This window comes from Streptomyces sp. NPDC046900, from assembly GCF_040644975.1.
Lineage (GTDB): Bacteria > Actinomycetota > Actinomycetes > Streptomycetales > Streptomycetaceae > Streptomyces.
Genome location: NZ_JBEYXD010000042.1, coordinates 27,217 through 39,989 on the forward strand (window position 1 = coordinate 27,217; position 12,773 = coordinate 39,989).

Consider the following 12,773-nt stretch of genomic DNA (forward strand, 5'->3'; position numbering starts at 1 on the left):
CCGTTCAGCAGTCGAGTTCCGCTTTCAGGATCTAGCAGGGATCAGGAGCCAACCTCATGCGAACCCAGAGCCGACGAACGCCACGCACCGTGTTTGCCGTGGCCGCCGCAGGAACGCTGATCACCCCACTCCTCGCCGGCTGCTCGGGCGCCGGCGGCGCCGGGGGCGGATCCTCCGCCCACTCCATCAACGTCCTGATGGTGAACAACCCGCAGATGGTGGAGCTGCAGAAACTCACCGCCGCCAACTTCACCAAGGACACCGGCATCAAGGTCAACTTCACCGTCCTGCCGGAGAACGACGTCAGGGACAAGATCAGCCAGGACTTCGCCAACCAGGCGGGTCAGTACGACGTCGCCACCCTGAGCAACTACGAGATACCGATCTACGCCAAGAACAACTGGCTGCACGCACTGGACTCGTACGTAGGCAAGGACAAGGGCTTCGACCAGGAGGACATCCTGGCGCCGATGCGGACGTCCCTCACCGCGGCGGACGGCAAGCTCTACGGCGAGCCCTTCTACGGGGAGTCGTCGTTCCTGATGTACCGCAAGGACGTCTTCCAGAAGAAGGGGCTCACCATGCCCGCGCACCCCACCTGGCAGCAGGTGGCGGATCTCGCGGCCAAGGCGGACGGGGCCGAGCCCGGTATGAAGGGCATCTGCCTGCGCGGTCTGCCGGGGTGGGGCGAGATGCTGGCTCCGCTGACCACCGTGGTCAACACCTTCGGTGGCACCTGGTTCGACAAGGACTGGACGCCGGGCCTGGACTCGAAGGAGTTCAAGCAGGCGACGCAGTTCTACGTCGACCTGGTGCGCAAGCACGGCGAGTCGGGCGCCGCCCAGTCCGGTTTCGCGGAATGCCTCAACAACATGACGCAGGGCAAGTCCGCGATGTGGTACGACGCGACCTCCGGTGCCGGATCCCTGGAGGCGACCGGCTCTCCGGTGAAGGGCAAGATCGGCTATGTCCCGGCGCCGGTGGAGAAGACGAAGAGCTCCGGGTGGCTGTACACATGGGCCTGGGGCATCCAGAAGGCCTCCAAGAACCCCGACGACGCTTGGAAGTTCATCTCCTGGGCGTCCAGCAAGGACTACGAGCAGCTGGTCGGCAAGACCGACGGCTGGGCCAACGTCCCGGCGGGCAAGCGCACCTCCACCTATGACATCCCGGAGTACCGGAAGGAGGCCGGGGCCTTCGCGGACGTGACCCGGGACGCGATCGCCTCGGCGCAGCCGGACAACCCGGGAGTCCAGCCGCGGCCCGCGCCCGGCATCCAGTTCGTCGGCATCCCCGAGTTCACCGATCTGGGGACCAAGGTCTCCCAGGAGATCAGCGCGGCCGTCGCCGGACGGGAGTCCGTCGACAGCGCCCTGAAGAAGTCCCAGTCGCTCGCCGAGACGGTCGCGAAGAAGTACCGGTGATGATGACCGCCACCACCACCGCCCGGGTCGCCGCGGCTCAGCCGCGGACGGCCCGGCCGCCGAACCGACTGCGGGCCTGGGCCACACGCGCCCCGCTGCTGCCCGCACTGATCTTCATGATCCTCGTGACCCAGCTCCCGTTCGTGGCGACCCTGGTGATCTCGTTCTTCGACTGGAACGCCCTGTATCCGAAGGACCGTCACTTCGCCGGGCTCGGCAACTACTCCGATGTCCTCACCACTCCGGAGCTGCGCAAATCGGTGTGGACGACCGTGCTGCTCACCGTCACCGTGGTGCTGATCAGCCTGGTGATCGGCCTGCTGCTCGCCCTGCTGCTCGACCGCAGGTTCCCGGGCCGGGGAGCGGTGCGCACCATGCTGATCGCACCGTTCCTGGTGGTCCCCATCGCGGCCGCCCTGTTGTGGAAGCACGTCCTCTACAACCCCGAGTACGGCCTGTTCAACGGCCTGCTGCACTGGATCGGCGGCGACAGCGCGCCACAGCCGGACTGGATCTCGGACATGCCGCTGTCGGCGGTCGAGGCGTCGTTGATCTGGCAGTGGACGCCGTTCATGATGCTGATCCTGCTCGCCGGGCTGCAGAGCCGTGACCCCGAACTGGTGGAGGCGGCGCGGATGGACGGCGCGAGCGACTGGCAGGTGTTCGTCCACATCACCCTGCCGCACCTGCGCCGCTATCTGGAGCTGGGCGTGCTGCTCGGCTCGATCTACATCGTGCAGAACTTCGACGCGGTGTACACGATCACCGCCGGCGGCCTCGGGACGGCGAACCTCCCGTACACCGTCTACCAGACCTTCTACCAGGCGCACGAGAACGGCCTGGCCTCGGCGGCCGGTGTGCTCGTGGTCATCGGCTCGATCATCATCGCGACCTTCGCGCTGCGCGTCGTGTCGTCGCTCTTCCGGGAGGAGGTGTCCCGCGCATGACCACCGCAGTGACCGGCGCCCCGGCGCAGACGCGCACCCGGCGCAGGCGTTCCACCAAGGGGGCCGCGCTGGGCCTGGTCGCCTGGCTGGCGGGTGTCCTGTTCGCCCTGCCCATCCTCTGGATGGCCCTGACCTCCTTCCACTCCGAAGCGGACGCGGCCACCAATCCGCCCTCGGTGGCCGCGTCGCTCACCTTCCAGAGCTACCGGGAGTTCTTCGGCCTGGACGGGGGCGCGAGCCCCTGGCCCTCGCTGATCAACTCGACCACCGCCTCGGTGGCCTCCACCGTGTGCGTACTGCTGCTGGCGCTCCCGGCGGCCTACGCCCTGTCGATCCGTCCGGTGAAGAAGTGGACCGACGTCCTGTTCTTCTTCCTGTCCACCAAGATGCTGCCGGCCGTGGCCGGTCTGCTGCCCGTGTACCTGTTCGCCAAGAACACCGGCCTGCTCGACAACGTCTGGGCACTGGTGATCATCTACACCGCGATGAATCTGCCGATCGCCGTGTGGATGATGCAGTCCTTCCTCTCCGAGGTGCCGGTCGCGATCATCGAGGCGGCGCAGATCGACGGCGCCCGGCTGCCGACCGTCCTCCGGCGCGTGGTGGCCCCCATCGCCCTGCCCGGCATCGCCGCCACGGCCCTGATCTGCTTCATCTTCAGCTGGAACGAGCTGCTTTTCGCCCGGGTGCTCACGGGCGTGGTCGCCGAGACCGCCCCCGTCTTCCTGACCGGCTTCATCACCAGCCAGGGCCTGTTCCTGGCGAAGGTGTGCGCCGCGTCGCTCGTCATCTCCCTGCCGGTGCTCGCCGCGGGGTTCGCCGCCCAGGACAAGCTGGTCCAGGGCCTGTCGTTGGGAGCCGTGAAATGAAGGCCGCCGTCATCGAGTCCGTGGGCCGCGCCGTCGTCTCCGAGGTCCCGGACCCGACGCCAAGGCCCCGCGAGGTCGTCGTCGAGGTCGCGGCCTGCGGCCTGTGCGGTACGGATCTGCACATCCTCCAGGGCGAGTTCGCCCCCAAACTGCCGATCGTGCCCGGCCACGAGTTCGCCGGCGAGGTGGTCGGGGTGGGCGCCCAGGTCACCGAGGTGTCGGTCGGCGACCGGGTGGCCGTGGACCCGTCCCTGTACTGCTTCGAGTGCCGGTACTGCCGTACGGGCCACAACAACCTCTGTGAGCGGTGGGCGGCCATCGGCGTGACGACGGCCGGCGGGGCGGCGCAGTACGCGGTGGCGCCCGTCGCCAACTGCGTGAAGCTCCCCGAGCACGTGCGCACCGAGGACGCGGCGCTGATCGAGCCTCTGTCGTGCGCGGTGCGCGGCTACGACGTCCTGCAGTCCCGCCTCGGCGCCCACGTCCTGATCTACGGCTCCGGAACGATGGGCCTGATGATGCTGGAGCTGGCCAAGCGGACGGGCGCGGCGAGCGTGGACGTGGTGGACGTGAACCCGACCCGTCTGGAGACCGCACGAGGGCTCGGCGTGACGGGGTCCGCGGCGAGCCCGGACGAACTGGACCGTCCGCAGGGCTGGGACCTGGTCGTGGACGCCACGGGCAACGCGGCGGCGATCCAGGACGGCCTGGGGCGGGTGGCGAAGGCCGGCACCTTCCTGCAGTTCGGGGTGGCGGACTACGCCACACGGGTCGAGATCGACCCGTACCGGATCTACAACCAGGAGATCACGATCACCGGTTCCATGGCGGTGCTGCACAGCTTCGAGCGGGCGGCGGAGCTGTTCGCGGGCGGTGTGCTCGATCCGGAGGTGTTCATCAGCGACCGGATTCCGCTGGAGCGCTACCCGCAGGCGCTGGAGCAGTTCGCGGCGGGCGTGGGGCGCAAGATCGTCGTGGTGCCTTAGCGGTCCGGGCCGGGGGCCTGGTCGTCACCCATGTGGCCCCATGGGTAAGGGAACGGTAAAGCGGTCTCGTTCGTTCACCCGCCATGACAGCTATGACCCCCGGCTCGAACATCCCGCTCGGAGCCACCCGTGTGACGGTCGACGTCGCCGCCCCGGTGCGGCTCGACGTGTCGGCCCTGCTGCTCACCGCCGACGGCAAGGTGCGCTCCGACGACGACTTCATCTTCTACAACCAGCCTTCGGGCCCGGGCGTCATGTACCGCTCCGGCGGCGGCACCAGCCCCGACTCGATCACGGTCGACACCGCCTCGGTGCCCCCGGGCATCGAGAAGATCGTCGTCACGGCGAGCCCCGACGCCGCGGGTCAGACCTTCCAGGGCATCGAGCCGACGGCCACCATCCGCAACGCCGACGACAACTCCGTGCTGGGCACGTTCACGCCGCCGCAGCTCGGCGCGGAGACGGCCCTGGTCGTCGTGGAGGTCTATCTCCGGGGCGGCGCCTGGAAGGCCCGCGCCGTCGGCCAGGGGTACGCCGACGGTCTGGCGGGCATCGCCACCGACTTCGGCGTCACGGTGGAGGAGCCGGCCGCACCCGCTCAGCCCGCCGCCCCGCCCATGCCCGCGATGCAGCCGCCCGCCGCCCCGCCGGCGCCGACCCTGGCCGCTCCCCCGGCGCCCGCCGCTCCCCCGGCCCCGCCCGCGCCGGCCCCCGGCGCAGGGAAGATCAACCTCGACAAGGGCCGCGTCAGCCTCCAGAAGAACCAGACGGTCTCCCTCGTCAAGGGCGGCCGCCCGCTGCTCTCCCAGGTCAAGATGGGCCTGGGCTGGGAGCCCGCCTTCCGGGGCAAGGACATCGACCTGGACGCGTCGGTCATCGCGTACGGCCCGCAGCGCAACCACATCGACAGCTGCTACTTCGGCAAGCTGACCATTCTCAACGGAGCGATCAAGCACTCCGGCGACAACCTCACCGGTGAGGGCGGAGGCGACGACGAGGTCATCGTGGTCGACCTCGGCCGCATTCCCCAGGAGGTCACCGGCCTGGTCTTCACCGTGAACTCCTTCTCCGGGCAGAAGTTCTCGGAGGTCGCCAAGGCCTACTGCCGCCTGGTGGACGCCGCGACCGACCAGGAGCTGGTCCGCTTCGACCTCACGAACGCCGAGCCGCAGACGGGCGTCATGATGGCCAAGCTCATCCGGCAGTTCTCGGGCGAGTGGGAGATGACGGCCATGGGCGAGTTCGTCAAGGCCCGCACCGTGCGGAACATGGTGAAGCCGGCGGCCCAGTCGCTGTAGGCAGCCGTACGACACCTGCGGGGCCCCTCGGCCGGGGCCCCGCAGACACGGCGATGGCGTATGCGGACCGACTCGCCCGTACGCGTGATCCTCGGTTCTAGCGCCGCTGACGCTTCCAGGGCCCGGTGATGGCGAGCATGATGCCGGGATCCTGGATGTTGGCGAACAGGGTCTTCCCGTCGGGCGAGAAGGTGACGCCGGTGAACTCGCTGTACTCCGGCTCCGCTTCGGTGCCGATGTTCAGTTCGTTGCGCGCGATCGGGTACGTCCGGCCGCTGTCGGTGGCGCCGAAGAGGTGCTGGACGCCCTCGCCGTCCTCGGCGAGGACCAGGCCGCCGTACGGCGAGACGGTGATGTTGTCGGGGCCGTCGAAGTTGCCGTCCTTCGACGGGTCGGGGTTCACGCCGAGCAGGACCTTCAGCGTCAGCGTCCGGCGCTTCGGGTCGTAGAACCAGACCTGGCCGTCGTGCTGGACCGGGCTTTCCTCGCGGGCGTAGGAGGAGACGATGTAGGTGCCACCGTCGCCCCACCACATGCCCTCCAGCTTGCGGGCGCGGGTGACCTGGCCGGCGGCGAACTGCTTGCGCACCGAGACCGACTTCGCGTCGCGGTCCGGGACGTCCACCCAATCGACGCCGTACACCGTGCCGATCTTCGTGGCGCGGGAGAGGTCGTCCACGTACCGGCCGCCGGAGTCGAAGCACTTGAAGGCCTGGAGACGGCCCGCGTCGTCCGCCAGGGTGCGCAGCTTGCCCCGGCCGTGGCAGAAGCCCTCCGGCGGGGTCCAGCGGTACAGCAGGCCGTTGGGGCCGGAGGCGTCCTCGGTCAGGTAGAGGTGACCGCGCTTGGGGTCGACGACGACGGCCTCGTGGGCGTAGCGGCCCAGCGCCTTGACGGGCTTGGGGTCGCGGTTGGCCCGGCGGTCCTCGGGGTCGACCTCGAAGACATAGCCGTGGTCCTTGGTCATGCCGCTCTGGCCGGCCCTGTCCTCGATCTCCTCGCAGGTGAGCCAGGTCCCCCAGGGGGTGTTGCCGCCCGCGCAGTTGGTCGACGTGCCGGCGATGCCGACCCATTCGGCGACCTTGTCGTGGCGCACCTCGACGACGGTGCAGCCGCCGGACGCGGCCGGGTCGTAGACGAGGCCCTCGGTGAGCGGCACCGGGTACTGCCAGTCGGCCCGGGGACCCTTGAGCTCGTGGTTGTTGACGAGCAGGGTGGCGCCGCGCGGGCCGTCGAAGGTGGAGGTGCCGTCGTGGTTGGAGGGGGTGAACTCGCCCGACTCCAGCTTGGTCTTCCCGCTGTAGGTGATGACGCGGTACGAGAACCCGGCGGGCAGCGCGAGCGTGCCCTTGGGGTCGGGAATCAACGGTCCGTAGCCGACGCCGACGTGCCGGTCCGCGTCATGGCCGTCCGCGGTCTCGGTGTCGGTGGACGCGAGGGCGCCCGGGGCGGTGGCGAGAGCGCCGACGGTGCCGGCCAGGGCGACGCCGGCACCGGTGAGCGCGGATCGTCCGGCGAAGTCCCTGCGGGTGAGCGACATGCTGTCTCCTTTGAGGGGAGTGAGTCGGTCGGGGAGTGGCTGCTGACGGACCTCGTTGCGCGCACACGCTCCCGTCCGCGCCTGAACACCGGTTGAACGGGAGCCGACGCCGGAGAGCGCTCTTCCATGAATCCGCCAAGTCCTTCTCCCGGAGGGGCCTTGCGCAGACCAAGAAACGGCAGGGACACAGCGGTCCCTGCCGTTACGGCGGCCTGTCCGGGCCGCAGGATTCGTCACCCCCCGGTGCGGAGGGTCCTGCGCGGCGCCATCGCCCGCCGCGGCGGGGCCTCCCCCTCACCGCGGCGGACGAGTGCCGCTCAACCCCCTTGCTGCGACCGCGCCTTGAACGCGGCCTTCCGGGCTTCCTTCGCCACCTTCTTGTCCGGGTGCAGGCGTCCCATCGCCTCCAGCACCTCCGGGGTGGCGGGGTGGTCGACCCGCCAGGCCGTGGCGAAGAAACCGCTGTGCTGCGCCGCCAGGCCCTCCACCAGCGACTGCAGTTCCGCCGAGTTGCCCTCGGCCGCCAACTGCGCGGCGACGGTGTCGACGGTCAGCCAGAAGACCAGCGACTCCGTCGGTGCGGGCACGTCCGCCGCGCCGTGCTCGGTGAGCCAGACCCGCGCCAATCCGCCCAGTTCCGCGTCGTCCAGCACCTCGCGCAGCGCCGGTTCCGCCTCCGGACCGACCAGGGACAGCGCCTGCTGACAGCGCAGCCGGCGCAGTGGCGCACCGGCGTCCGAACCGCGTGCCGCGGCCAGCAACTCCCTTGCGGCCGCGAGCGAATCACGGCGCGCCAGCCACTGCTCCGTCTCGGCCTGAGCGGCCGCCGGCGGAAACGCGGACGTGCTGTCGAGCAGGGCGTCGGCGCCCTTGTCCGCCAGCTCCCCCACCGCAGGCGCGGTCAGCCCGGCCTCCAGCAGCCGGGCGCGCATCCCGTAGAGGCCGAGCGGGGTCAGCCGCACCATCCCGTACCGGCTGACGTCGGTCTCGTCGACGGGCGCCGCGGGCTCCTCGTCGGGGTCGGCCATCAGTGCCTCGTCGACCGGCTGGAACTCGACGAGTCCGATGGGCTGGAGGATCCGGAACTGGTCGTCGAGCCGCATCATGGCGTCCGACACCTGTTCCAGCACGTCGTTGGTGGGTTCGCCCATGTCGTCGGGCACGATCATCGACGCGGCGAGCGCGGGCAGCGGCACCGGGCTGTCGCCGGGTCCGCCCTCGCTGACCGTGAGCAGATAGAGGTTGGCCAGCACCCCGTCGAGGAACTCGGCCTCCGCTTCCGGGTCCCAGTCGAGGGACGAGAAGTCGATCCGGCCGTCCTCGTCCACGGCATCCACGAAGTCGTCGAGGTCGGGCACGCTCGCGTCGGCGAGCACGGCCTCCAGGGCGCCGAGCCAGACGCCGAGCACGTCGCCGGGGCTTCCGGCGGTGAGCAGTGCGAGGTCGGCGCCCGTGGCGACCGTTCCCTCCTCCTCGTCGACGATCTCGACGAGTCCGGTGTCGACCGCGACCCGCCAGGCCTCGCTGGCCTCGGCGGCGGCGTCCTCGCCGCCGAGCCCCAGTTCCTCGGCAGCGGCGGGCAGCTGCTCCTCCACGAGTTCGCCCCCGGCGCCGACACGGGTGTCGGGACCCGCCCAGCGGGCCAGGCGGGCGGCCCGGGAGAGCAGCGGAGTGGCGAGCGCGTCCCGCGCGAGCTCCGCTTCGGAGGCCAGCCGGACCGGCGGCAAGAGGGAGCTGTCTGACATCGGCTGGATCTCCTTGAACCGTACGTGGTGACCGAGAGGGCACCCCGAAACACACGCTCAGCCTAGACGGGTTTCGCCCCATGCCGCCCGGTTCACGTCCCTGCGGGAGCCGCACCTGGCCGAAACCTTGACAACTGGCCCGAGAACAAAGGAGATTGACGCGCGTAGAAGTCGGCGGACAGTTGTTCACCGAGGTTCGCCGGCATCCTTCGCGGTTCATCCGGGGCCACCGCCTTCTACGCGCGTCACACCGTCCCGCCAGCCACGGCCCCGCGGTAAACCGCTCCACCTTCGTCCCGGCACCCCCACATCTCCCCGGAGGGATCCCGTTGCCGAGCAAGTCATCCAGGCGCCTCGCCGCGCTCACCGTCGCCGCCGTCTGCTCGACCGTCTCCGGTGTGGTCCTCACCACACCGGCGCATGCGGACACCGTGCGCATTCACGACATCCAGGGCACCACCCGGATATCGCCGCTCGCGGGCCGGCAGGTCGCGGACGTGGCCGGAATCGTCACGGGCGTGCGCACGTACGGCTCCTCCAAGGGATTCTGGATCCAGGACCCGAACCCGGACGACAACCCGGCGACCAGTGAGGGCGTGTTCGTCTTCACCAGCTCCACCCCGAAGGTCGCCGTCGGCGACTCGGTCACGGTGACGGGCACCGTCTCCGAGTACGTGCCGGGCGGCGCCGCCACCGCCAACCAGTCGCTGACCGAGATCACCAAGCCGACGGTGGCGGTGCTCTCCAGCGGCAACGCAGTCCCGGCCCCGGTCGTCGTCGACGCGAGGTCCGTGCCGGACGAGTACACCCCGGCGGGCGACACGGCCGCGAGCGGTTCGATCAACGGGCTCGCTCTGCAGCCGGCGACGTACGCCCTGGACCACTACGAGTCCCTGGAAGGCATGAACGTCCAGGTCGCCGACGCCCGTGTGGTCACCGCCACCGACCCGTACACCGAGCTGTGGGTCACGGTGAAGCCGCATGAGCACGCCAACCGCCGCGGCGGCACGGTCTACGGCTCCTACGACTCCCAGAACACGGGCCGGCTGCAGATCCAGTCGCTGGGCTCGACCGCCGACTTCCCCGCCGCCGACGTCGGCGACACGCTCACCGGTGCGACCAGCGGTCCGCTGGACTACAACCAGTTCGGCGGCTACACCCTCGTGGCGGGCCGGATGGGCACGCTGAAGAGCGGCGGTCTGCAGCGGGAGACCACACGCAGGCAGGACCGGGGCGAGCTGGCCGTCGCCACGTACAACGTGGAGAACCTGGACCCGTCGGACAGCAGCTTCGAGGCCCACGCCTCCGCGATCGTGCACAACCTGCAGTCGCCGGACATCGTGTCCCTGGAGGAGATCCAGGACAACAACGGCGCCACGGACGACGGCACGGTCGACGCGAGCCAGACGGTCGGCAAGCTGATCGACGCGATCGTCGCGGCGGGCGGCCCGCACTACGACTGGCGCTCGATCGACCCGGTCAACGACCAGGACGGCGGCGAGCCCGGCGGAAACATCCGCCAGGTCTTCCTCTTCAACCCGAAGCGGGTCTCCTTCACCGACCGAGCCGGCGGCGACTCCACGACCGCCGTGGGCGTCACCAAGGTGCACGGCACGGCGCAGCTGACGGTCTCTCCCGGCCGGATCGACCCGGCGAGCGACGCCTGGAAGACCAGCCGCAAGCCGCTGGTGGGCGAGTTCGTCTTCCACGGGAAGACGGTCTTCGTGATCGCCAACCACCTCAACTCAAAGGGCGGCGACCAGGGGCTGACCGCGCAGTACCAGCCTCCGGCGCGCAGCTCGGAGGTCCAGCGCCACCTGCAGGCGACCGAGGTGAACACCTTCGTCAAGGACGTCCTCGACACGCAGAAGAACGCGGACGTCATCGCGCTCGGCGACATGAACGACTTCCAGTTCTCCGACACCACCAAGATCCTCGAGGGTGGCGGCGCGCTGTGGTCGGCGATCAAGTCGCTGCCGAGGAGCGAGCGGTACACGTACGACTACCAGGGCAACAGCCAGGTTCTCGACCAGATCCTGGTCAGCCCGGCGATCCGGCGCGGCTGCGACCTGGACTACGACAGCGTGCACATCAACTCGGAGTTCCACGACCAGATCAGCGACCACGACCCGCAGGTGCTGCGGTTCCGGCCGTAGTTCCGGTACGCGGATCCCGGCTCACGTACGGACGAGCCCGGCCCCCGTCGCAGGGGGCCGGGCTCGTGCCGCTTGTCAGGGACCTCAGGCGTACACCGCGTTCAGCCACTCCTGCCAGGCGGCCTCGTTCACCTTGGCGTCGGCGCCGGGCGCGAAGTCGTGGACGCTGATGCCGACCGGCGCGCCCCAGTGGTTGCGGCCGAAGAAGCGGATGAGCGCGTCGTCGGTGCGCAGTCCGAGGAAGTACGGGTTGCGGTAGTCGACCACCGCGTGGAAGAGCCGGCGCTCAGGCCCCTGTACCTCGACGGTGGTTCCCTCGGCGGTGTTCTCCGCGAGCCCGAGCGCCGGGACCACGGCGGTCAGGGCGTCGGCCGCCGTGGACGCCTCGGGGCCGTTCAGCGTCGCGAAGGAGACGGGGCGGGGCGCGAAGTAGGTCAGGTACTCGCGCAGGGTGTGCAGGTAGAAGTCGGTGTGCCTGTTGGCGCCGTCGTACTGGTTGTCCCAGTCCTCTACGAAGATGCCGCTGTGCACATACCGCACCCAGGAGCGCCGGCCGCCCTCGCGCGGCTCGATGGTGTAGTCGAGCTGGTTCAGGGTCTGTTGCGCGATGCCCTCGACCTCTGTGACCCGGTTGGTGTACCGGCGCGGCGGGTCCCAGACGGTGACCGTGGATCCGAAGGGTCCCTTGCCGCCCTCCCGCGGCTCGGGGGCGTCCATCGGCCACAGCCAGCCGCCGGTGCCGGTGGTGAAGGACTGCCACACCTGCTCGGGCGTGGCGTCGACCTCGAACTCGCGGGCGATCTCGAATTCCTTGGACATGGTGGGCTCCTGCGCGTCAAGTAGGTGGGTCAGTCGGTGAGTTCGACGGTCGGGGACTCGGGTTCCTCGGGGCCGGGTTCGACGGCCCGCGGGGGTTCGGGCTGCGGTGCGGGGGGCTGCGGTGCCACCGTGGGGTGAACGGCCAGGACGATCCGGTGGTCACGGCCCGCCTCGGCGTCCGGTGCGTCGTACTTGCGGATCAGGGCGCTGACGCCCGCCGTCAGCTCCTGGATGAACGCGGCACGGTCGGCGGCCGAGGCGAACCGCACCTCGCCGTCGAGCGCGTACGTCGCGAGCCGTTTGCGGGCCTTCACCGCTCCGGTGATCAGCGAGCCCACGTCCCGCACCAGGCGGGCCCCCAAGGCGAGCAGCCACCGGGCGGAGAGCTGGTCGCGGAAGCGGTCCGGATCGGGCTGGACGGAGGCCAGCGCGAGCGGGCTGATGACGTACGACGCGGCGGTGGCCCGCATCAGGCGCTCGGTGACGTTGCCCTTGCGGCGCTCGCCCGCGAGCTCGACCAGCCCGTGCCGTTCCAGGGCCTTGAGGTGGTAGTTCACCTTCTGCCGGGGCAACCCGACCTTGCCGGCCAGCATGGCGGCCGACGCCGGCCCGGCCGCCAGCTCCGCCAGCAGGCGGGCTCTCGTCGGATCCAGCGAGACGGCCGCGGCCTCGGCATCCTCGATCACGGTGACGTCCAACATGACTGCAGCCTCTCACCGAAAATTTTTTTTGTCCAGACGGTCAGAGTTTTCGGTGAGCGGGGGTGCGGGATGAGCGGGGACGTTCGAGCGCTCAGCCGGGCGGCGGCGGTCCGAGCGAGTGGTCGTAGCGGCTCTTGGGAGGGTCTGGCCCGTGCTGAGGGTCCGGCTCGCGGCGAGGGTCTTCGATCTCGGCCGTGGCGTGTGCCTCCGGGCGGGCGTGTGCGCGCTCCCGGAGGGCATGGCGGAGGGCCCGGGTGCCGTCCGTGTCGAGGTGGGAGGAGGCGGCGG

10 protein-coding genes are annotated in these 12,773 nt (G+C 70.1%); 6 read left to right on the forward strand and 4 right to left on the reverse strand.

Translation table 11 applies throughout. The annotated features are described in order from the left end of the window. Positions 1-56 precede the first annotated feature (56 nt). From ABZ904_RS31260 to ABZ904_RS31280, 5 genes are all read left to right on the forward strand, one after another. On the forward strand, positions 57-1,424 hold the full coding sequence (locus tag ABZ904_RS31260; RefSeq protein WP_360996832.1) for a sugar ABC transporter substrate-binding protein: 1,368 nt from the start codon (positions 57-59) through the stop codon (positions 1,422-1,424). Positions 1,425-1,426: 2 nt separating this feature from the next. Next, a complete protein-coding gene (locus ABZ904_RS31265) occupies positions 1,427-2,371 on the forward strand; it encodes a sugar ABC transporter permease (RefSeq protein WP_360996926.1) in 945 nt (314 codons plus the stop codon). After that, positions 2,368-3,240, forward strand: a complete 873-nt coding sequence (locus tag ABZ904_RS31270; protein WP_359392507.1) for a carbohydrate ABC transporter permease — start codon at positions 2,368-2,370, stop codon at positions 3,238-3,240. Before ABZ904_RS31265 ends, ABZ904_RS31270 begins: the two co-directional genes overlap by 4 nt. After that, the gene (locus tag ABZ904_RS31275) at positions 3,237-4,226 is read left to right on the forward strand and encodes a zinc-dependent alcohol dehydrogenase family protein (protein ID WP_359392505.1); all 990 of its coding nucleotides are present in this window, start codon (positions 3,237-3,239) and stop codon (positions 4,224-4,226) included. The genes ABZ904_RS31270 and ABZ904_RS31275 overlap by 4 nt, the downstream gene beginning before the upstream one ends. A gap of 92 nt (positions 4,227-4,318) precedes the next feature. After that, positions 4,319-5,524 (forward strand): TerD family protein, encoded by a 1,206-nt coding sequence (locus tag ABZ904_RS31280; protein ID WP_359392577.1) that lies wholly within the window; start codon positions 4,319-4,321, stop codon positions 5,522-5,524. 97 nt (positions 5,525-5,621) lie between these two features. Here ABZ904_RS31280 and ABZ904_RS31285 read toward each other — a convergent pair whose 3' ends face one another. Both ABZ904_RS31285 and ABZ904_RS31290 read right to left on the reverse strand, forming a co-directional pair. Further along, positions 5,622-7,064 (reverse strand): alkaline phosphatase PhoX, encoded by a 1,443-nt coding sequence (locus tag ABZ904_RS31285; RefSeq protein WP_360996835.1) that lies wholly within the window; start codon positions 7,062-7,064, stop codon positions 5,622-5,624. 317 nt (positions 7,065-7,381) lie between these two features. Further along, entirely contained in the window at positions 7,382-8,809 is a 1,428-nt protein-coding gene (locus ABZ904_RS31290) for a hypothetical protein (protein WP_359392501.1), read from the reverse strand. A 329-nt stretch (positions 8,810-9,138) separates the two neighbouring features. Between ABZ904_RS31290 and ABZ904_RS31295 the strand changes: the two genes are divergently transcribed. Further along, positions 9,139-10,965, forward strand: a complete 1,827-nt coding sequence (locus ABZ904_RS31295) for an endonuclease/exonuclease/phosphatase family protein (RefSeq protein ID WP_361827015.1) — start codon at positions 9,139-9,141, stop codon at positions 10,963-10,965. Between the two features lie 84 nt (positions 10,966-11,049). Here the strand turns inward: ABZ904_RS31295 and ABZ904_RS31300 are convergent, their stop codons facing one another. Further along, positions 11,050-11,784, reverse strand: coding sequence for an SRPBCC domain-containing protein (locus ABZ904_RS31300; RefSeq protein ID WP_361827018.1), 735 nt, complete (start codon positions 11,782-11,784; stop codon positions 11,050-11,052). Between the two features lie 29 nt (positions 11,785-11,813). Next, on the reverse strand, positions 11,814-12,485 hold the full coding sequence (locus tag ABZ904_RS31305) for a helix-turn-helix domain-containing protein (protein WP_359392495.1): 672 nt from the start codon (positions 12,483-12,485) through the stop codon (positions 11,814-11,816). Positions 12,486-12,773 lie beyond the last annotated feature (288 nt).